Origin of the sequence: Desulfobacca acetoxidans DSM 11109 (assembly GCF_000195295.1) — a bacterium.
GTDB classification, from domain to species: Bacteria; Desulfobacterota; Desulfobaccia; order Desulfobaccales; family Desulfobaccaceae; genus Desulfobacca; species Desulfobacca acetoxidans.
In genome coordinates, this window is sequence record NC_015388.1 from 2497547 (window position 1) to 2518994 (window position 21448).

The following is a 21448-nucleotide window of genomic DNA, read 5'->3' on the forward strand; positions in this document are numbered from 1 at the left end:
AGTCGCAAGCCCTAATTCTGTTAATTAGAGGACTCGCAGGAAGGCCACGAGGTCTTTCTTCTCCTGGTCAGTCAAATTTAGACCTTGAACCAGATTGAAAAATTCCACGGTATCCTCCAGAGTCAACAGGCGGCCGTCGTGCAGATAAGGCGGCGAGTCTTTGATGCCCCGCAGGGGGAAGGTCTTAATGGGACCGTCCATGTTCGCCATGCGGCCGTTGATCATCTGCGGTTTGAAAAACCGCTCGGTCTTTAGGTTGTGCATCAGATTATCGGTATAGTAAGGCGGTTGGTGGCAGACGGCGCACTGTCCCTTGTTTAAGAAAATCTCCTGGCCGCGCAGCTCCGAATCGTTAGCCTTTTTCGGATCCAACTTGCCATAGATATTCAACTTGGGAGCAGGAGGAAAATCCAGAATTTCCTGAAACTCCGCCATACAGTGCACCTGATGTCCCCGGTCTAGGATATTGATTCCCTTCTTGGTCCCGATGACCGGATCGCCGTCAAAATATGCCGCCCGTTGCTCGAACTCGGTAAAATCCTCTACTGATTTCAGAGCCCGCTGGGAACCGAAAAGACGCTGAATATTCACCCCTCGCAAGGTTGGAATATCCAGACGGTGCCGGAACTCCTGGGGACGGATGTCCCCCACCAGGTGGGTGGCGCCATTAGCGTGGCCATTGGTGTGGCAATCAAAACAGGTAACCCCGCGGCTCGGCAGTTCGGAGCGCCGGTCTTCGGTCTGGTTGAACTGCTGTTGCGGGAACGGCGTTACGAGCAGACGCAACCCCTCCAGTTGCTTGGGATTGAGGATGCCGTTGAATAGCTCATAGTAGTTCATCAGGGTGATTACTTTCCCCTGGCTTACATCGCCCAGATCAGGGCGGGTGGTAAGATACATGGCGGGGGGAAATTCCGGCAGGAAGTGGTCCGGCAGGTCAAAATCCAGATCGAACCTGGTCAGATCACGGCCTTCCTGCTTTTTGATCTCGTCAATGTGATATTTAGCAAAAACCATCCCCCCTTCAGGATGATTCGGGTGGGGCAGCGGCAGAAACCCGGCCGGCCAGAGACCTTTTTCCTTGATTTCCTCAGGGGTCAGGGCGGCCAGCTTTTCCCAGGTTATACCGTCGGGCAGATTTACCCGAACGCCTTCCTGAACCGCCTTGCCCCGGCTCATGGTAACGTCTTTAGCGGCTTTATGGCTCAAATCATAACGCTTCTTGAGCAGATCCATCTGGCGGCTCATTATCTGGGGCTTCTCTTTCTTCATCCGTTCCATGGTGACGGCGAAATCTTCCTTAATTACTACCGGAGAATAACTGGAAGCCGGAGTGGCAGCCTTCTCCGCCTTTTCCTTGGTGACCGCCGTTCCAGCACCAAGGCCAAACATGAGCACAGCTAATACGGGAAGTCCCAGCACCCATCGATATCCATTCTTCATTGGCTCACCTCCTTGCTAATGTTGCCTAAGAAGAGCGATGCTTCACCCCCCCATACTACCCTCGGAAGCAGCGCCTATTCGGGTTGCTTTTAGGCATTACACCCGATATCCAGCCTATTGAAGTAGTATACCACATAGGATCACGTATCAAAACTTTTTATCAATAAATATTACTAATTGATAAATTATCTATTCCTTTACTTTTCCGTCAAGGTGGCGGTTCCATCCCAGTCTGGCGGCGGCGGCTGCTGTGCCAGTGATTGGGTCCTCTTCAACAATAATTGTGCCGGCCCATCGTCGGGAACTAGACGCAAACAATTGTGCCAATGGTCGGTTGCGGTGGTCCACTGTTGTTGCCGGAAAGCTGCCAGACCGGCCTGAAAAGTCTGTAGGAGTTCTGCCTCCACTCCCTGAGGTTGACCCTGGCCGCGAAGTTCAAAGATACTCACCGGAGCCTTTTTCCCCTTAACCCGTACCCGGTCCACCTCCCGCAGGATGAAGGAATCCTGCAGAAGGCGTTGGGTGGCTTCGCTGACCAGAATGGCGGTTCCATAGTATTTATTGAGGCCCTCCAAACGGGAGGCCAGGTTGACATTATCGCCGATAACGGTGTAATCGAAGAGGCGTTGCGATCCCATATTCCCCACTGTCATGGAGCCCGAGTTGATACCGATGCCAATTCTCAGTTCCGGCCAGCCCTGAGCCCGCCAGCCTTCCCAGAGGCCGCTTAAAGCCTCAACCATTTCTAATGCCGTCTGGCAGGCTTGGTCGGCATGCTTCGGTAAAGCTAAGGGCGCACCGTAGATGGCCATAATGGCATCACCGATATACTTATCCATGGTACCATTGTGTTTAAAAACGATTTCAGTCATCGGGTTCAGATAAGAATGCAATAGCGCCACCAGTTCTTCCGGTTCCATCCGCTCGGAGAGGGTGGTGAACCCCCGGATATCGGAGAACATCACCGTCATCTCCCGCTTTTCCCCGCCCAGGTGGAGTTTTTCCGGATGCTGCAGCATGATATTGACAACATCAGGGGCAACGTAGTTTTGGAAGGCGGCTTTAATGCGCTTTCGCTCCGCTTCCTCGGCCAGGAACCGCATCAGACCCAGAGCAACATAAACGACCGCTAGGCAGTTGAGCGGGTATATCACCTGTAAGTAAATATTGTTGTTGGCAAAAAGAAAACAATCGATAGAGAAATAGCTCAGTGCCAGGGTGATAAAGAGTACTAGACCAAACCAGGCCCTTACCTTAGGTAATAGCAGGCAGGCGACTAGACTCAAAGCAACCAGTGCCAAGGCGGCTGGGTTGATCAGGCCGGTCGGAGCCCAGAGATAATCCTGCCGCAGGATATTGTCGATAACGTTGGCATGCACTTCGACCCCTGGGTAGATGCTAGAAAACGGCGTTACCCGAATGTCGTAAATACCCACGGCGGAGGCCCCTATCAAAACGATCTTATCCCGAAAGGTCTCAGGTGGTATCTTCCCGTCGACAACGTCAACAAAAGCATAATACGGGAAGGTTCTGGCCGGTCCCCGAAAATTAACCCGGAACCTGCCGTGTTCGTCCACTGGAATCTGGTGTCGACCCAACCTGATGCCGTTCACGCCACCCTCTGAGATGACTAGTTGCAGCAAAGGATTGCCCAGATACCGTTGCAGAATAGAAAGTGCCAGCGGGGCGTAAAGATCTTCCTGGTATCGAATGACCAGGGGGACGGAGCGAATCGAACCGTCAGCATCCGGAACGGCGTTGAAATAACCGGTTTCAGCCGCAGCTCGGGTAAGACGCGGCAGGTTGACTTCCACCCCCTGGGCGGTTATGAGCCAACTGGGAATGCACTGCGCTGAGGACCAGCGCACCAGATCATAAGTAGATGATTTAATAATATCTTTGGAAATCTGCAGGCTAAAAGCGCCTGGGGCGGTCTGGCGGGTCTCCAGCCCCTGAAAATAATATCCCAGGACAACCCGGTCTGATTCCTTAAATCTCTGCGCCAGATCGCTGTCCGGATCAATACTTTGATATTCCCTATCAATCCACTGTTGCAACTCTGGCGACTTCCAGGAGCGGCGACCCATCTCCTGCTCCAACCGATGAAGCAGCCCAACCCCGGTCTCCTCTTCTTTTTCGGCAAAGATGATATCAAAACCGATGATCTTGGCGTCGGCCTGCTGCAACACCTCCATCAGACGGGTGATCTGCCGCCGCGACCAGGGCCAGCGACCGATAGCTTTGAGGCTGCGATCATCGATCGCAATAATCGCCACCTCCGGACCCGGGTTGCGAGGACCTCGCAATTGGAACATCAGATCATAAAACTTCATCTCCAGGTTGCGCACAAAGGCGGGATTATAGGCCATTACCAACAAATGCATTATGATAATCCCGAGGGTAACCTTTAAATAGCTAGGGCGCAGAATCTTTTTCAGAAAATCTTTCATGAGCTCTCCGCTCTGAAGAGTTCTTATAAGTGCACATGTTCTGCCGAACACAACGAAGCATAAAAACAGAATCGTGGCGGCTGCTCACAATAATGTTTTTGCTGCTCACGGCTCACGGCTCACTGCTCACTGTTTTTATACAAGAAGCAGGAAGGTCCCAACCTTTGCTGCTCAAAGTATTCTCCACTCATTCAACCTATTGCGGCCTGACCTCGATCCCAAATTGGAATTGAGAGACTGTGCGACAGAGATGCCTCTCCCTTGGGCAGCAATATTTTATCACCTTAACCTATTTGTATCTCATCTTTGGAGCAATCGGCAAGGGAATTGCTGCGGATCAGCTCGTTTCAGGAGTCTGGACGCAAATGTTCTTTAAACCAGGGGTAAAAACGTTTATAATCTCAAAAAAATCTTAATAAGCCGGTATCCATCTGAATTTACGGGAGGCGGTGGCTTATGGATCGTCGTCTTTTTTTAAAACACCTGGGGTTCTGTCTGGCGGCCAACGCCATCGGGATACCGTTGACCTCTGGGCCGTCTGGAGCTCCGGCGCAGGATGAATCGTCTGCAACAACGTTCAAGGTGGCATTTCTAGCCGACGCCCATCTGCCGGATGGCAACCCCGACTCTATTGCAGCCCGCCACCTGGCCCTGGCCCTGGAGGAGATCAACGGTCAAGAACCACCGGTAGACCTGGTATTTTTCGGGGGTGACTTGACCCACGACGGCAATCCCAAGGCCCTTTCCCTGGCCAAAGAGTTCTTTTCCTCTTTGAGGCCCCCTGTCTGGCTGCTTCCCGGAGAAAAAGACTACCCGATTGCTTCGGGATCATTGTGGACCGAGATATTCGGCCGGAGCACTTTTTCCTTCCTCCATAAAGGCGTCCATTTTATCGGATTGAACACCGTTCATTTCGGCCAGAAGGCCGGTTCCGGCCTCTTTCAGATCAGTCACCCACAACATCACTGGCTGGCTGCAGAATTAGCCGAAACTCCATGCGAACTGCCTTTGATCATCGTCTCTCATGCCCCGCTCTATCGCCTCTTTCACCCCTGGCAGTGGTGGACGGAAGGCGCCGAAACCGTGCATGACCTCCTTCAGGCGCGGCAACGGGTAATCTTACTGCATGGTCATGTACATCAACACATCGGTTTAGAACATAAAAATCTGCAGTTTTTAGGAGTGCGATCGACGGCCTGGCCCCTGCCGGATGTACGTCTGGGTGTCCCTCAAAAACAGCGGGAGGCGACGGCTTCAGACCGAACCGGCTGCGGTTGGCTGCTATTGACTATTAGCAGTGACGGCGCAATAAAGGGACACGATTGCCTCTGGGAGGGATAGAAATCCGAAGAGCGGAGATGTATGAAAGTCATTTTCTAAGTAGTCTCCATCCGGAAAGTCCTTTATTATTGGGGGCATCCCTTGTAGCAACGGGGTAACCCCGTCCCTGCAAACCAGATATCCGTTTTTCCCTCTGGGCTGCAAGAGGAACCGCCGCAGTTTCCGGGTGGGCCCTAACTAGATTGAAGAGTGAGGTTATTAAAGTGAAATATGTTCATGGATATAACCAGAGAGAAAATATTCGATTGCGTGACCAAGCTTCAACGCTGGCGGAATTACTACATTATGATACCTTTTATCCGGCCGGATGTTAGGTTCTTGAGGCCGGTTGCGGCGTCGGTGCCCAAACCATAACCCTGGCCTCTAACAGCCCTGACGCCCATATAACCTCGATTGATATATCAGCAAGCTCGCTGGCCGAGGCCAGCATGAGAATCACCGAAGCCGGCATCACCAATGTCAGCTTTCAACAGGGTGATATTTTTAATTTGCCGTTTAAACCGGATTCATTCGATCATATTTTTGTCTGTTTTGTTCTGGAACATCTGCCCATGCCGGGAAAGGCTCTGGAATGCCTGAAAAACCTGCTCAAGCTTGGTGGTACAATTACGGTCATCGAGGGAGATCATGGCTCGACCTATTTTTATCCTGATAGTGACGCGGCGCGCCGGGCTATTCTGTGTCAAGTCGAACTCCAAAAGCGAGCCGGTGGGAATGCCAATATCGGCAGAGAGCTCTACCCTCTGTTAAACGCCGTAGGGTTCAGTTCCATCCACGTCTCTCCGCGCCTGGTTTATGTCGATTCGAGCAGACCTTTGCTTGTCGAAGGCTTTACCAAAAATACCTTCACGGCAATGATTGAAGGCATTCGCCAAGGCTCTGTGGAAGCCGGTTTGATTGACGAAAAGACCTTTGATGAGGGTATTAGGGCTTTATACCGAACAACCGAAGACGATGGGGTTTTCTGCTACACATTTTTCAAGGCAATCGGGAAAAAATAATGGACAGGCACATATGGGCATTAGGAGGAAAGGCCCCTAAACCGGACACCACTCACAACGGGGGTTCATCCTCTCCCCCGCATAACCTCTGCCACCCTCTCCTCGAAGGATGTCCAATTCCATTTTCTTCTATTTCCCGGAGGGAACATGTCCGTAACCGGTTATGTCTATGATAAACGCTATCTCCTGCATAACCCTGGACCTAAACATCCGGAGAGGCCGGACCGCTTGCGGGCCATCCACCGGCGGGTGGTATTTTCCGGTTTAATAAAGCAGATTAGACTCATTGAACCTTATGAGGCCTCCCTGGCCTGGATCGAAAGGCTTCACGATCACCGATATATCGAACGGTTCCGGACTGCCTGCCAACAGGGCCAACCCTTTCTGGATGAAACCGAGAATGGCATCTGTAGGGAATCTTTTAATATCGCCAGGTTGGCCGTGGGCGGGGTATTTGCCGCCTGCGATGCGATGATGCACGGAGCAGTTAATAATGCATTTTGCGCAGTGCGTCCGGCCGGCCATCATGCCGAACGGGCTCAGGCCCGGGGGTTTTGCTTTTTTAACAATGTGGCCCTCGGTGCCAAATACCTCCAGGAAAAATACGGCTTGGCCAGGATTGCCATCGTCGATTGGGATGCTCATCATGGCAATGGCACCCAACACCTCCTGGAAGAAGACCCAACGGTCCTCTTTATCTCGCTGCATGAAAGCCCTGGCACCTGTTATCCCGGCACGGGCTGGGAAAGCGAGAGGGGCAAAGGGGAAGGTTTTGGCTACACGCTGAATTTTCCCTTTCCCGCTTACAGTCGCGATCCTGATTATCTAGAGGTCATGGATGAAGAAGTTCTGCCCGCCCTGGAAGAGTTTAGACCCGATTGTTTGATGATTTCAGCCGGTTTTGATGGTCATGCCCGGGACCCCATGAGCCGTTTGCGCCTCTCCGATAAGGCCTATATGATTATGGGTGCCCTGTTGCTTACTTTTGCCCGGGATTTTTGCCAGGGTCGCATTATTTCGGTGCTGGAAGGCGGCTATAACCTGGAGGTTTTGGAGGATTGTGTTTTTGATCATATTCGGGTCTTGAATAGCCTTTAAAATTACATAAGGTAGGAAATGGAAAAAGACCATCTCGATTATCTGTTCAAACCGGAATCAGTTGCGGTTATTGGTGCCAGCGAGAAGGCGGACAGCCCGGGTTGGAGCCTGCTGCATAATTTGCAGCAGGGCGGTTTCCCCGGCCAAGTCTTCCCCATCAATCCCAAAATCCAGGAGATCTTGGGTCTGCCAGCCTATCCCGCCGTGACTGAGGTGCCAGGAACCATCGATCTGGCAGTCATAGCCATTCCCATTGCTGACATTCCACCTGTCCTGAGGCAATGCGGCCAGGTAGGGGTGAAGACCGCAGTCATTATCTCTGTCGGAGGCAAAGAGGTCGGAGCCGAAGGGGATCGGATTGAGGCGGAGATCCAGGCTGCGGCCGAGGAGGCCGGCATCCGTTATCTCGGTCACAGTTCCCTGGGTCTCATCTGTCCCTGGGTCGGCTTGCACGCCAGCCTTGCCAGGCAAGCAGTACATCCCGGCCATCTGGCCTTTATTTCCCAAAGCGGCGCTCTCTGCAGTTCCGTGTTAGGATGGGCGGCGCGGAAAAATATCGGCTTCAGCCATTTTATCAGTGTCGGTTCCAAAACCGACCTGGACTTTGCCGATCTTATCGACTATCTGGGCAACCAAGAACCGGCCCGGAGCATTATTATCTATATGGAAAGCCTGACCCGACACCGCAAGTTCATGAGTGCGGCCCGCTCCGTTTCGCGAATTAAACCCATCATTGTCATTAAAGCGGGAAGACAGCAGACCAAGACCCGAACCGGCGAGCACCGGAATGATCCCCTTATTAGTGAGGACACAGCCTACGAGGCTTTCTTCCGGCGGGCCGGTATTGTCCGGGTTGATACCATCGGCCAGCTCTTCGACTGCGCCGAGACCCTGGGAAAAATACAGCGACCGCTGGGAGGGGAGATCGCGATCATTACCAATGGCGGCGGTCCGGCCTTGATGGCCGTTGACGCCCTGCGCCGTTGGAACAAGGCCCCTGGAGAATTAAGTCCCGAAATCCAGGTGAAATTGGCAAATGTGTTGCCTGCTGTCTGGAAACCCGGAAATCCTATAAACATCCTCCGGGACGCGACCCCGGAACGCTACGCTCAAACCGTGCACACAGTGATGGAGAAAAGGGAATTTTCCGGATTGGTTATCATCCTTTCGCCTCAGACCTTAACCAACCCCACTGAGGTGGCGGCGACCCTGGTCCGGGAAACGGAAAATCAAAATCTTCCGATCTTTGCTGTGTGGATGGGTGGGGACGAAGTCGCCCCCGGCATAAAGATTCTCAACCAGGCTGGCATCCCCACCTTTAAAACTCCGGAAGCGGCGGTGGATACCTTCATGGAGATGTATTCTTATAGCCGCCATCTTGTTTTGCTTCAGGAAACCCCGTCTCGCCAGCCCACCGATTTGAAAGTGAATACCAAACAGGCCCGGGCCTTTTTGAATCAATGTCTGGCTCCCGCGCCGAAGCACCTGACCGAGCTCGAAGCAAAGGCCATTTTGTCTACCTACGGTATTCCAGTAAATCGCACTGTGGCCGCAGCCTCGGCCGCCGAAGCAAAAATGGCGGCCCAGGAGATCGGTTTTCCCGTGTTGTTAAAGATCAATGCTCCGGAACTCGAGGCCCTAACTGAAAGGACGAGGGTTATCTATCACTTAAATGATGACTTGCAGGTTGAGAGGGCGTTCGACCGATTAACCGGAGAGACCCGGATCCGACATCCCCAATTCCGGAATCTGGGGGTAACCGTCCAGGCCCAGGAACGAAAACCACACTTTGAGTTGTTCATCGGCTGCCGCCAAGACCCTCACTTCGGACCTTTACTGGGGTTTGGCACCGGAGGACCATTTGTCGAAATTTTCCGCGATATTGCAGTTGATCTCCCCCCCTTAAACCTGCTGCTGGCCCGCCGTTTAATGGAAAGAACCAGGATTTTCCAAGCCCTGGCGGGAGAGAGCCAGTTGCCCGCGGCAGACCTCGACCAGTTGGCCGAGATCCTGGTACGCGTTTCCCAATTGGCTACCGACTTTCCAGAGATCGGTTTTCTCGAAATCAATCCCTTATTTATCATCAATGGCCGGGCCACCGCCGTAGCAGCCAGGCTGATCGTGGAAGCCAGCGAGCTTCCAGCTCCCCGGCATCTGATCATTGCCCCCTATCCCAACCAGTATGAAAACGACTGGATGTTACGAGATGGGACGCCGGTGCTGCTCCGGCCCATGAAGCCCGAAGATGAGCCTCTGGTGTCAGCTTTCCTTATGAAGTGTTCCAGTGAGACAATCTTTTTCCGCTATTTTAAAAAGGTTAAACAATGGACGCATGAGATGCTCATCCGGTTTACCCAAAATGATTATGATCGGGAGGTGGGTTTGATGGCCTTGGGGCAGCCACCGGGTCCGGAGGTCATGATGGGAGTGGGTCGCTTGATCATGGCCGCAGATCGCTCCAGTGCGGAATTCGCCGTTATTGTGGCAGACCCGTGGCAGGGCAAGGGTCTGGGGCCCAAATTGGTGGAGCAGGTCATCGCCATTGCCCAAGACCAACAGGTGAAGCTTTTGTACGGTGAAGTCCTGACCCAAAACCAACCCATGCTGGACCTGGCGAAGAAGTTGGGATTCAAAGTCAGGCGGGCTGAAGATCCTCAGTTGTGCCACATTGAAATGGCTCTCTAAATACAGCAGACCGGCGCGAGTATACGAACCAAGCGCAGCCATTGCCTTCCGGCATCCGGACAAAAGAAGGAAAGGGAACCCCTGGTCCTTACCGGTTTTTCTTTTTTAGCTTTGACTGCAATGAACCAAAACCCGTTCATATCCAAAGGGAAAAGCTTGTCTGTAAATTCTGGCTGGATCATTTAGATCTGAGCAAAAATTACGGCTTTCCCCCAAAAGAATTGGGCGAGATTCGTCGTTTAGAGGCATGGCATGGGCATTGCGGTTGGGGCAATCGAACCAAGGCTTGTCAGTGTCCAGGTTTCAGAAGATGAGATTACCCGCTTTCCTGGTTGACGGCCGGACCATTAGCGTGCCCATCGCCTGGTCATGGAGACTTTCCGAAGCAACGAGTGAACAGCGGTTGAATTTCGAAATTATCGGTGGTGGCATAGGGATACTCTGGCCCAAAATCGACGAAGATATTAGCGTCGAAGGCATGCTCTATGGCTCACCTGCACCCCGCCCCCGTAATAATTAGGCGATTGCCATCTCATAACTGGAAGATTTTTTGGAATTGCCATGAGAAGTTAATGGCTAGCTAGACGCACTCTTGGGCATTTCCAAGCAATGCCGTCCCACGAAATTATCACCTTTCGGCAGCCAGATGAAGTATCAGTTTTTATAAGAATCATCTCTGCCCGAAAGGCCACCAAAAAAGAACGACAACAGTATGAGGGTTAAAACCAATGAAAAAGGAATATGATTTTTCCCAGGGGGAACGCGGGAAATTTTATCATCCCGATATGGAATTGAAACTTCCCGTCTATCTTGAGAAGGATATAGCTGAATTTCTGCAGGAACTGTCAGAAAGAAAGGGCACAGACATCGAGAAGATCGTAAATGATTGGCTTAGGAAAGACATCCACTTGGTTCAAAGCACAAAATAAGTTGCTGAAAGGAATCCCCTCTTGGTTCCGATACGATTTTCAAATTTGAATTTTAGGCAAAAAACCTTTTTTAGAAATATTGGCAAGATATTTTGAGACTGTTGCATTAAGGGGATTTTCCATTTGCCTTCAATTTCGGCTAAATTTTACCATCACCAAGGAACTATGTCTTCATGTGCATTTGTAAGCACCGTTTTAAGTCTTTCCTGCTGGCGAGAAAGCAGTTGATGCAGGAGGTGCGATCGCCGGGCCAAAAGATTTTCATAAATATGGTTTCCAAAGAATGATCCGTTGGCTCTGCCTTTCTTGGTCATATCAACCTCGAAATATTATTCCCTTGATATTACCACAGGTTAAGCAATTCCGAGAGCCTTCTTGATATCAATTTTACGTTGTATTTTCGATACGTTTTGTAACAGTCACAATTTCCGGAAGTGGCAAGTTAAATTTAAATAAAAATATCAATTATAGTTTAATAATAAATTTATTATCAACTTAAAATGGGATGAAAGTTATTTATTATTATACAGTCTTGAAAAGATTTTTACTTCGAACAAAATTAATATAGTGAAATGTGAAAAGTGCTGATGCGAGGAGGGTAGCCGTATTGCGCCTGGTGAGCGGTATTTTTGGAATACCCTCATGGATTATATCATTCCTTAACGTTCTTAATTCGTCGACTTTATTAGCGATATGCACTGGAAGCGGTAATACTTCAAATAACTTTGCTATTAATGGAATGATTTTTAATTCTTTTGCGTAATTAAATTTTATTTTTATTGAATGCTCTCTCATTGCATCGCACACGAATCTTCCGATTAATAACTCCATAGCTTGGTGTGCCGGAATAACGACGCGGTTCCATTGTGGATCGAAGCCTGTTATCTGGTCTATTCGAGTTTGAGTGCCGAATTCATAAAATGCATCGAAGAGATACTCCCTTACCATATCGCCAGATCTGCAATAATAGGTCACCATGATAGCCAGTTCTACCTCTTCTGGAACTACCTGATTTCTCGGGAATGTTGGATGAAGTAAGAGTTTATGAGGAATTCTATCATGGGAAAAGTAGCTCCCTATCCTTTCGGCTGGGAACAAGGGTCCTCCTTGTGGGGTAATATTAATCGCCACGATCAGAGCATCGGCAGGAATATCATAATTGCCGAAATCAAGTTCAAGAGAGGAATCTCGCCTAAATTTTTCCACGAGCACCATTGACTGTGCGCCTGCTAACTCCATTGCGGTTTTAAAAAAAAAGTTAGTTTCAATAGCATCAACGACTAGTAACCACCAATCTAATTCTTTCCCACAACTTTTGCACTTTGGTTTTTCTGGAAAATTTGCGAGGTACATAATGATTTGGTCGGGTTTTGATTCAAGCAATCCGTGGCAATAATTACATGCTATCCAAGGGGATATAATTTTCTGGTTCCAATCCATTTATCCATCTCACTGTAAAAATTATAATTAAAAGGAGCTTTTAAGAATCAATCGAGCTGAACCCGCTTTATTCATGATATTTTGAAAAAGATAGCTAACTCATTTTAATGAAATGGATTAACAGGCTTACCTGAAATACAGACTGTTTTTTTGCACAGGCTGGAAAGCCTGTGCCACCGGGTATATGGGATTTTGGTGAATTATCCGGGCTAGGCAATCTCGATCAATGTATTTCCTCCACCCGTGGCTGGAGGTCGTAGGGCAAAAAGACGTTCTCCTTATACAACTCCCAGCCACAAACGACGGGCAAGTTCCTCTTTGGAAATCTTCAGATGTTGGGCCACATCTTTTAAAATGCCATTGAGAGTGCCCAGCTTCAAGTATTCATGACAAGGAATGGTAACATGATGCTCACGGGGGATGGTTGTTGTCAGGCGCAGGTGGCTGCCGGTCTGCCGGGCGACCTGATAACCGAGCTTTTCCAGGAGTCGGGCCAAGTCTTCGCCGCTAATATCCCGAGGCAGCTTCATACCGCCAAGAGTTCGTCTTTAACCAGATGCAGGCGAATGATCCGGGGTAATTGGTCGTCCTCAAAATGACAGCGGACAGCGTCTTTCACCGCCTCCCGAACTTCTTCCAGGGTCTCGCCCTGAGTAAAGATGGAATGCCCCAGGGCCTTGGCCTCATAGCCGCCTTCGGCGGCTTCTTCCACCACAAAAATAATTTCGGCACTCATAGGTTACCTCGTTTTCATTATTGCCTGGATACTTCCATCCATTTGCGCTCCGGGATTTTGGGTAGGGCCGTAGGGCGGGGAAGCGCCGCGCATCCCACCTTCCGCGTCATTTTATCTCTAAACGCCGAACTTCATCATTCGTCATCCGATCAGGGGCAGAAATACCATCTTCCACGTAGCAATGAAAGCTTGGATAAGGCCAATCCACCACCCTTGTCACGTAACCGTGCTTTCCCGGGTTATCAGGCAACGTCCGGATACAATGCAGATCATCCGGTAAGATGATAATGCCTTCTAAAGGAAATGGTCGGCGTTGCCGGACCGACTTGAATTCCCCCCCCCCGGAGAACGTCAATATGCCCGGTCAAAAGCTTACGGCGACGTTCCAATCGCGTAACTGTATAAAAAAACGTGCCACCCGGAACAAAGGCCCGGATGTACTGTGGCATGTTTTATGTTTTTATCCACTTTCTAAAGGCGGGATGCGCGGCGCTTTCCCGCCCTACGCCAAAAAAGCTACAAGTTTACAAAGTAATTATATACTCAAAATGGTCCGATACCAAATCACTCAATCTGCCCACATCTTCCTGATGCAGGCGTGCTGCTTGATACCCAAGATTATTTAAGAAACTCACCATGTTGGGGGTGCCAATGTCATAAGAACTTGATAGTAGCGGCCGACAACTCTCGAATGCGGCTCATGAATCAAAAAAGTGAGATTGTGACAGATGTTTTCTAACTATTAGCAGAAATTTTGATTTTTGGTAGGTTTATTTCATAATTTCATCTGTCATTGTTTTCATGAGAAATTTTTCTTAAAGTCTGGCTTTTATCTTGACATATGTTTATGTTTAAGTAAACTTGTTGACATGTCGAATAAGCAAGAGAGAGTTTTCCATAAGGGACAATCTCGAATCATATTATTTGCAATTAATGAGAATTCGTGCCCTGCAGAGGATTTTCTAGAAAATGAACTCTCCAAAGCGGAACGTGCCAAAATAGCGGCAATTATTAAACGCTATGCCGAGTTTGGAAAAATAAATAACAGAAAACAATTTAAAAAAATTGAGGGAGAAGATTTTTGGGAATTTAAATCTTTTCAAATACGCATCTTTTGTTATTTCAAAACCGAGGGAAGAGTAGTCCTCACACACGGTTGCAAGAAAAAAGATCAAAAGCTTAGGCGAGCGGAAATAGAAAGAATGAAACGTATTAAGATGGAATACGAAAAGGAGGATGAACAATGAACCTTCTTGACGAATATATGCAAGATAAAGATTTTAAGAAATTGATGGCTCAAGAAGATCTGATCATGGAAGTGACGGAGACTCTTTGCTACCTGCTTGAACAAGAAGGTGTAACCAGGCAGGAATTGGCTAAAAGACTCAATAAATCCAAGGGATTCATCTCCCAATTATTGAATGGCGGGCGTAATCTCACTCTGCGCACTATTGCAGATATTGCAGAGTCTTTAGGCTATCGTGTCACTATTGGCGCTGAAAAAAAATTTGACTTGCAAAATGTTAAATTTTTGAAATTTCCTACCAAAGAATGGGGATTCAAGATTCCATGTTTTACGGAAGATGGATATCGCATTCCTGATGAGGTGGCTGCATGACGGCCAAAGGTAACGATAAATCCATTAAAGAGGGCAGCGGGTTGGATTTCAAAGTGATCCAACGTGTTGCTGAGAAAGCTAGCCTTGAAGATATTTTCCTTATCGATGCTGAAATCAAAAGTGACCCTGTCCATCGAGATGGTCGCGGTGCGACCTTACGACTTGTTTTCGGTTCCGATATTCGCCCCAAAGGGTCCATTGATAAATTAGCCGTATTGTGTAATTTCCTTGTTTCGGCCGTTAAGGAAGGTGACAAGGAAGATTTTTCTTTAGAAATTAAGGCAACTTTTTCGGTAAATTATAAAATTCATTCTCCTGATACTTTTTCCGCTAGTGACATCGAAATGTTCGCCAAAATTAACCCCATTTATAATTGTTGGCCATATTGGCGTGAATTTGTGCAAAATATAACTGCACGAATGGGGTTGCCAACCCTGACTATTCCTTTGTTTAAAATTTCCAAGCCGATGGAAGATTCTGGAAACCCGGAAGAGAAATCTTCTAAAGCAAGCAACAGAAAATCCACTAGCAAATCTGAATGATCTGGATGTTTATACAGATACTAATTGGACAGGGGCGGAGATTATAACTTTATCCCCGCCCTGTCAGAAGTTTTAAATTCCCTTCTATCTCCCCTATCAAGCAATCTATTTCTTCTGCCCTCGCAAAACTAAATTGGTTCATTTCCGCTCGGTTTTGAAGTTGCCGGATGGGATCAGGTTTGCGGGAGAAATTGGTCTTCTTGTGGGAAGCTATCAACCATTTTTACCTTAAAAGTCGGCAAAAAACAAGGCAGGGGTAGCTTCGACCCTGCCTTGTTTGGCTATATTACTGCTAGGTTGGTTAACCCTTCCTGCACCTCTTCCAGCCCACCAGACGCACTAAACCGGAGCCGAGGAGGAGGATAGCTGGGGGAAGGGGAACAGTTGAAGAGGTAAACATAAAATTCGATAGGGCATACACGTTTTGCCCTACATATCCGCCTGGTGAAGAGGGAAAATGCAGCGTCCCACCTTCCCCAAGCAGATACTGTACGAAAGACACGGGCGTTGAGTAATTAGCGTACGCGGCTCCGTTGCCCCATGTATCGTCAGGAATGGGGCCGGGCCGTAGCACTATCCTTGCTCCCATGTCACCTCTTTGTCCTGAAACAGACCCTTGGCTTCCCGTGCCCTCTCCAAAGTGATTTGGCTTTCTCTTCGCTATGACTTCTAGCAATAATCATGCTAACATGGCACTATGAAATACCTGAGTAAATTGAAAAAATAAATCAATAGCTTTCATTATATCCCCGATTCGTACAATTTATTAAATGTTCAATTATTTTAATATAATGTTCAATGAAATGAACACAACCTTCTTGGCACAATACGATGCGATCATCGAAGCATATTAGAGCTAATCTGCTCGGGCATCCGTTTCAATCACTGCTATATACGCAACCGTACATTTACTCATCATAGTTCCTATCGCGAAACCATAACTGCACCTCGAATCACGCCGCCTACCTGGATTTTCACCCCTTTATAATCTTTAATCTGATATCGATCTGATGATTGTCAGATAAATCCTGCCTCATTCCGTTTTGGAAAAAACCGCCGCGCCCCCGAACCATCCATAGGTTAGGCGGGAGGCGCAACTTTCATTTGCCTCATCATTAATAATCGGATATAATAACTATTTTAATTAAGTTAACTAATTGCATATCTTGAGATAAATCGGCGGGGGCGGGGAATGCTCGTTATACCAGCGATCGACTTAAAAAATGGGCAATGTGTAAGACTGCGCCAGGGATTGATGGATCAGGCAACGGTCTATGGCGAAGACCCGGCGGCGATGGCCCGGCGCTGGCAAGAGGCTGGAGCACAGTGGCTGCACGTGGTGGATCTAGACGGCGCCTTCAATAAAAAGCCGACCAACGATCAGGCCGTTGAGAAAATCCGCCAGAGTATTGCTATCCCCATGCAGTTGGGCGGCGGCCTGCGCACCCTGGCGCATCTGGAGATGTATCTGGCTATGGGGATCGATCGACTGATTTTGGGAACAAGCGTCTTAAAGGACCGAGATATGGTGGTGCATGCCCTCGAGCGTTTCCCGGGCCGGATCGCTATTGCTTTGGACGCCCGGGAAGGTAGGCTGGCCAGCGAAGGCTGGGTGGAGACCAGCGGCACCGACGCCGTGGAAGTGGCTCAGATTCTGGCCCCTTTAGAGCCAGCGGCTTTTATCTATACCGATATCAAGCGCGATGGCATGCAGACCGGGCCGAATATTGCCGCCACAAAACGGCTGGCCCAGGCAGTGGCGATCCCGGTTATTGCCTCCGGGGGCGTAGCGACAATCAAGGATATCGAAGATCTTTTGCCTCTTAGAAAAGACGGCGTCATCGGGGTCATCACCGGCAAGGCCTTATACGCCGGGACCTTGGATTTTCAAGCCGCCCTGCAATTGACCGCCAGCCTTGCGAAACAATGATTACGCGGATGGAAAGTACTTCCAGGCCTCATAAGTTATACCGACTGCCCAAAATTATAGCCTTTATCTTTTTCTCGCCACTTGAGGTAAGAGGATCAGGGTAAGGGATGAATAAGACAAATTTTCTACCGACTTCTATAACTTTTTAATGTCAAAAAAACCTATACAACCGATCGAAACAATCCTGCCTGAGGTAAAAAAACCGGCGAGGTATCTGGGGGGCGAGGTCAATGCGGTCTATAAAGACCCCCGCAGTGTCAGATTGCGGGTGGCTTTACTTTTCCCGGATCTCTACGAAATCGGCATGTCCCACCTGGGGTTGGCGCTGCTCTATCAGATTCTCAACCAGGATGAGGCGATCTGGGCTGAGCGGGCCTATGCCCCGGCCATTGACCTGGAGCAGGAGCTTCGGCGGCGCGGAGTTCTTTTTAGCAGCCTGGAATCCGGCACTCCCCTGAACAATTTTGATCTCGTCGGGGTGAGTCTGCAGTATGAGCTGGGCTATACCAATTTCCTTACCATGTTGGAGTTGGGGGGCATCCCATGGCTGGCCTCAAACCGTGGGCCGGATGACCCCGTAGTCATCGCCGGCGGGCCGAGCTGCTGCAACCCGGAGCCGGTGGCGCCTTTCTTTGACGCCATTCTGATCGGCGAAGGCGAGGCGGCAATCCTGGAAATCACCCACCTGGTCCGCCAGTGGCGGGAAAACAGCGGCAGCAGGCGAGAGTTATGGCAGGCTCTAGAAGATATTGAAGGGGTCTACGTTCCGGCTCTCTTTGACATGATCTATGATGCGGAGGGTCGGTTCCGGGAGATTGTTCCCCACGGCCGCCGGCAGCACATCCGACGCCGGTTGATTCCGGATTTGAATCAATATGCTATCCCAGCTAAACCGCTGGTTCCCCAGGTACAGATTGTCCATGACCGGCTGAATGCCGAAATCTTCCGGGGATGTACCCGAGGCTGCCGCTTCTGTCAGGCCGGTATTATCTATCGGCCGGTGCGGGAACGACGTCCGGAATCCATTCTGAATTGGGTGGAAGAAGCCCTGTCAGCAAGCGGCTTTGAGGAAGTATCCCTACTGTCCTTAAGCTCCGGAGATTATAGCTGTTTGACTCCGTTGCTCACCGGTCTCATGGACCGGTTGGTAGAAAGCCGGATCGCGGTCTCGCTCCCTTCATTGCGGGCCGATACTCTAAACTCTGACCTCATGCAGCAGATCAAGCGGGTCCGCAAGACCGGCTTCACCATCGCTCCCGAGGCCGGCAGCGATCGGCTGCGGCGCGCCATCAATAAAAACCTCAGCGAAGCCGAGATCATGGCGACGGTGGAACAGGCATTCGAACTGGGCTGGCATCTCCTGAAGATGTATTTCATGATCGGTTTCCCCATGGAGGAGAGAGAAGATCTCCAGGCCATTGCGGACCTCTGCCGCCGGGCGTTAGCGGCTGCCAAAAAGATTAACCGGCGGGGTAAAATGCATGTCAGCATCAATACTTTTATTCCGAAGCCGCATACCCCGTTTCAATGGGAGCGCCAGCTTTCGCGTCCAGAGAGCCAGGAAAGATTGCATCTGCTTAAAGATTCGCTCCGACAACGCGATTTGGAGATACGCTGGAATCCCTGTGATCAGAGTTGGCTTGAGGGCGTTTTATCCAGGGGTGACCGACGGCTGGCGCCGGTGCTGATGCAGGCCCAGCGGCTGGGCTGCCGGTTCGACGCCTGGACCGAACACGCCCGGATTGCCAGATGGCAGGAAGCCTTCGCAAACTGTCAGATAGAAGGTGATTTTTATCTCAGGGAACGGTCCGAAGATGAACTGTTGCCCTGGGGCCATATCCACAGCGGCGTGAGCCGGGAATATCTTCTTTCCGAACGCCGCCGGGCCTGGGAGGGCGTACAGACACCTGATTGCCGGGAAGCCGGCTGCCTTGAATGCGGTGTCTGCGACTGGCATGAAGTGCAGCCGCGCCTGGTCGACGCGACATTGGCAACCCCGGCCCCCGCACCCCAACAATCATACGCAGGTAACGGTATTACCCGCTATCGGCTGCACTACACTAAGGTAGATGGGGCCAGGTGGTTCAGCCATTTAGAGTTGATGCATCTTATCTACCGCAGCCTGCGTCGTTCCGGCCTGCCGCTGCATTTCTCCCAAGGATTTCATCCATTGCCGCGGGTCTCTTTTCACGGAGCCCTGCCGGTAGGGGTAGAAAGCCTCGCAGAAACCCTGGATATCGAATTAGCCCAACCACTGCCATGCCCAGAAGTTGCTGCCAGACTCAACCAGGTCTTGCCAACGGGATTGTCGATCCTCGATTCGAAGAAACTGGCAGAAAACGCCGCCCCACCTCAGACCAATCGTGTTTTCTATGAGGTAAAGAGTCCGGAACAGGCATTTTTCCCAGAGGCGGTCTTCCATTTCACAGCGGCGACAGAATTTTGGGCTGTCCGCAGGAAACCTAAAGAAATCAAAAAAATCGATATTCGCCCCCTGGTAGCATCTATCCACCTCCAAGACGCTTCCAATGTATCACTCACAGTTAAGACGAGGGAAAAAGACAATCTGAGAATTGCAGAACTAGTAGCGGCGATTTTCCATCTGGAGGAAACCCAGACGCGGCAGCTTCAGATTCTTAAGCAGGCAAGCTTCGCCGGTCTTTAACGTTCCAGAATCATTAGGATTATCATCATGGCGAGTGAATTAATCATCAATGTTTCCCCTTTTGAGAGCCGGGTGGCTCTTATCGAAAACGGGAATGTCGTTGAACTGTATATTGAGCGAGACTCGGCCAGCTCGCTAATCGGCAATATTTATAAAGGAAGAGTCATTAAGGTATTGCCCGGCATGGGAGCGGCATTTGTCGATATCGGCCTGGAGCGCTCGGCATTCCTCTATGTGGCTGACGTAGTTGACCATTATGATGATTTCTACGCCGAATGGCATAAAGATGACCGGAATGGCAACCAGGTGTCTTTAGCTCCTCATTTTACCGAAACCCAGACTATTCCGATTGAAGACATGCTTCAGGAAGGGCAGGAAGTTTTGGTCCAGGTAGCCAAACCGCCATTGTGCGGCAAGGGTGCCAGGCTTACCTCCCATATTACGCTTCCGGGGAGGCACCTCGTCCTGATGCCTACCGTGAATCATGTCGGAGTTTCTCGCCGCATTGCCGATGAGGCGGAGCGCGCCCGGTTAAAAGATGCCCTGTTGGCCATTAAGCCTCCTGATTGCGGCCTTATCGCTCGGACCGCCAGTGAAGGCGTCGAGGGAGATAAATTGCGCAGTGAAATAGAATTTCTTCTGCAGATCTGGAATAACATCTTGCGCAAAAAAGAGACCGCGCCTACGGCTTCGCTTCTGCACCGGGAACTAGATATCGTTCTGCGGGTCGTCCGGGACCTATTCACCAAAGAGGTTGACTGCCTGATTGTTGATGATTTCGAGACGCATGCTAAAATAATTCAATTTGTCGAATCATTCCAACCTTTGATGAAGTTCAATGTAGAACTTTACCAGAGTAGGGAGCCTCTTTTTGAACACTACGACATTGAAATTGAACTGCAGCGAGCCTTGGGCAAGAAAGTCTGGCTCAAGTCCGGCGGCTATATCATTATTGAGCCCACTGAGGCCTTGGTCGTTATCGATGTCAATACCGGTCGTTATGTGGGAAAACATAACCTCGAAGAAACCATTTTGAAAACCAATCTGGAGGCGGTTAAAGAGATTGCTTATCAACTGCGTCTGCGAAATATCGGCGGATTGATTGTCATTGACTTCATCGATATGGAAAAAGAGGCAAACCGAGAGAAAGTATATAACGTCCTGAAAGAGGCACTTAAAAAAGACCGGGCCAAAACCAGCGTTCTGAAGATGTCAGAACTTGGTCTGGTGGAAATGACCCGACAGCGGTCACGCCAGAGTCTGCACCACATGCTGACCGAGCCGTGTCCCTACTGCGATCAGAAGGGCTTTATCCGCTCACGTCTGACGGTAGCCTTCGATATGTTGCGAGAATTGACCACCATGATAGGTTCCTTAGATAGTCAGCAGGTTACCCTCGAGGCCCATCCGGAGGTGGCCGGTGTGCTCATGGATCTTGGCGGTGCTACCATTGAAAGCCTGGAAGGCGAATACCATAAAAAGATTGTTATCCGGAGTAACCCGCATTTTCACCAGGAAAAGTACGAAATCAGCATCTAGAACATATTCACGCTTAGCTCTAACCGCCGGA

At 49.9% G+C, this 21448-nt stretch carries 17 protein-coding genes and 1 pseudogene; 13 read left to right on the forward strand and 5 right to left on the reverse strand.

Annotated features, from left to right (window positions below; all coding sequences use genetic code 11):
• Nucleotides 1-24: 24 nt before the first annotated feature.
• Entirely contained in the window at nucleotides 25-1443 is a 1419-nt protein-coding gene (locus DESAC_RS11175) for a cytochrome b6 (protein WP_013707182.1), read from the reverse strand.
• A gap of 197 nt (nucleotides 1444-1640) precedes the next feature.
• Nucleotides 1641-3893, reverse strand: coding sequence for a CHASE2 domain-containing protein (locus tag DESAC_RS11180; RefSeq protein ID WP_013707183.1), 2253 nt, complete (start codon nucleotides 3891-3893; stop codon nucleotides 1641-1643).
• Between the two features lie 456 nt (nucleotides 3894-4349).
• Here DESAC_RS11180 and DESAC_RS11185 point away from each other — a divergent pair, with 456 nt between their 5' ends.
• From DESAC_RS11185 to DESAC_RS11215, 7 genes and pseudogenes are all read left to right on the forward strand, one after another.
• The gene (locus DESAC_RS11185) at nucleotides 4350-5234 is read left to right on the forward strand and encodes a metallophosphoesterase family protein (RefSeq protein ID WP_013707184.1); all 885 of its coding nucleotides are present in this window, start codon (nucleotides 4350-4352) and stop codon (nucleotides 5232-5234) included.
• A gap of 197 nt (nucleotides 5235-5431) precedes the next feature.
• Nucleotides 5432-6235: pseudogene (locus DESAC_RS11190) on the forward strand (methyltransferase domain-containing protein).
• Nucleotides 6236-6382: 147 nt separating this feature from the next.
• Complete coding sequence (locus DESAC_RS11195) at nucleotides 6383-7333, forward strand: histone deacetylase family protein (protein ID WP_013707185.1); 951 nt, start codon at nucleotides 6383-6385, stop codon at nucleotides 7331-7333.
• Nucleotides 7334-7351: 18 nt separating this feature from the next.
• On the forward strand, nucleotides 7352-10018 hold the full coding sequence (locus DESAC_RS11200) for a bifunctional acetate--CoA ligase family protein/GNAT family N-acetyltransferase (protein ID WP_013707186.1): 2667 nt from the start codon (nucleotides 7352-7354) through the stop codon (nucleotides 10016-10018).
• A 41-nt stretch (nucleotides 10019-10059) separates the two neighbouring features.
• Nucleotides 10060-10332 (forward strand): DUF4160 domain-containing protein, encoded by a 273-nt coding sequence (locus DESAC_RS17025; RefSeq protein WP_218915674.1) that lies wholly within the window; start codon nucleotides 10060-10062, stop codon nucleotides 10330-10332.
• Nucleotides 10329-10538: a DUF2442 domain-containing protein gene (locus DESAC_RS11210; protein WP_218915675.1), complete on the forward strand. Its 210-nt coding sequence runs from the start codon at nucleotides 10329-10331 to the stop codon at nucleotides 10536-10538. Before DESAC_RS17025 ends, DESAC_RS11210 begins: the two co-directional genes overlap by 4 nt.
• 208 nt (nucleotides 10539-10746) lie before the next feature.
• Nucleotides 10747-10947, forward strand: a complete 201-nt coding sequence (locus DESAC_RS11215) for a hypothetical protein (protein ID WP_013707187.1) — start codon at nucleotides 10747-10749, stop codon at nucleotides 10945-10947.
• A gap of 522 nt (nucleotides 10948-11469) precedes the next feature.
• On the opposite strand, the gene DESAC_RS11220 is transcribed toward DESAC_RS11215, so the two are convergent.
• From DESAC_RS11220 to DESAC_RS11230, 3 genes are all read right to left on the reverse strand, one after another.
• Nucleotides 11470-12387 carry a hypothetical protein gene (locus tag DESAC_RS11220; protein WP_013707189.1) on the reverse strand — a complete coding sequence of 306 codons (918 nt, stop codon included), beginning with the start codon at nucleotides 12385-12387 and terminating at the stop codon, nucleotides 11470-11472.
• Nucleotides 12388-12665: 278 nt separating this feature from the next.
• The gene (locus tag DESAC_RS11225) at nucleotides 12666-12917 is read right to left on the reverse strand and encodes a type II toxin-antitoxin system HicA family toxin (protein ID WP_013707190.1); all 252 of its coding nucleotides are present in this window, start codon (nucleotides 12915-12917) and stop codon (nucleotides 12666-12668) included.
• Complete coding sequence (locus tag DESAC_RS11230; protein WP_013707191.1) at nucleotides 12914-13123, reverse strand: type II toxin-antitoxin system HicB family antitoxin; 210 nt, start codon at nucleotides 13121-13123, stop codon at nucleotides 12914-12916. The genes DESAC_RS11225 and DESAC_RS11230 overlap by 4 nt, the downstream gene beginning before the upstream one ends.
• Before the next feature lie 869 nt (nucleotides 13124-13992).
• Here DESAC_RS11230 and DESAC_RS15365 point away from each other — a divergent pair.
• From DESAC_RS15365 to DESAC_RS11265, 6 genes are all read left to right on the forward strand, one after another.
• The gene (locus tag DESAC_RS15365) at nucleotides 13993-14370 is read left to right on the forward strand and encodes a type II toxin-antitoxin system RelE/ParE family toxin (protein WP_013707192.1); all 378 of its coding nucleotides are present in this window, start codon (nucleotides 13993-13995) and stop codon (nucleotides 14368-14370) included.
• Entirely contained in the window at nucleotides 14367-14741 is a 375-nt protein-coding gene (locus tag DESAC_RS15370) for a helix-turn-helix domain-containing protein (protein WP_013707193.1), read from the forward strand. Before DESAC_RS15365 ends, DESAC_RS15370 begins: the two co-directional genes overlap by 4 nt.
• Complete coding sequence (locus tag DESAC_RS15375; protein ID WP_013707194.1) at nucleotides 14738-15283, forward strand: hypothetical protein; 546 nt, start codon at nucleotides 14738-14740, stop codon at nucleotides 15281-15283. Before DESAC_RS15370 ends, DESAC_RS15375 begins: the two co-directional genes overlap by 4 nt.
• A gap of 1192 nt (nucleotides 15284-16475) precedes the next feature.
• On the forward strand, nucleotides 16476-17213 hold the full coding sequence (gene hisA / locus DESAC_RS11255) for a 1-(5-phosphoribosyl)-5-[(5-phosphoribosylamino)methylideneamino]imidazole-4-carboxamide isomerase (protein ID WP_013707195.1): 738 nt from the start codon (nucleotides 16476-16478) through the stop codon (nucleotides 17211-17213).
• Nucleotides 17214-17361: 148 nt separating this feature from the next.
• Nucleotides 17362-19878 carry a TIGR03960 family B12-binding radical SAM protein gene (locus DESAC_RS11260; RefSeq protein WP_013707196.1) on the forward strand — a complete coding sequence of 839 codons (2517 nt, stop codon included), beginning with the start codon at nucleotides 17362-17364 and terminating at the stop codon, nucleotides 19876-19878.
• Nucleotides 19879-19905: 27 nt separating this feature from the next.
• Nucleotides 19906-21417, forward strand: coding sequence for an Rne/Rng family ribonuclease (locus DESAC_RS11265; RefSeq protein ID WP_013707197.1), 1512 nt, complete (start codon nucleotides 19906-19908; stop codon nucleotides 21415-21417).
• Nucleotides 21418-21448 lie beyond the last annotated feature (31 nt).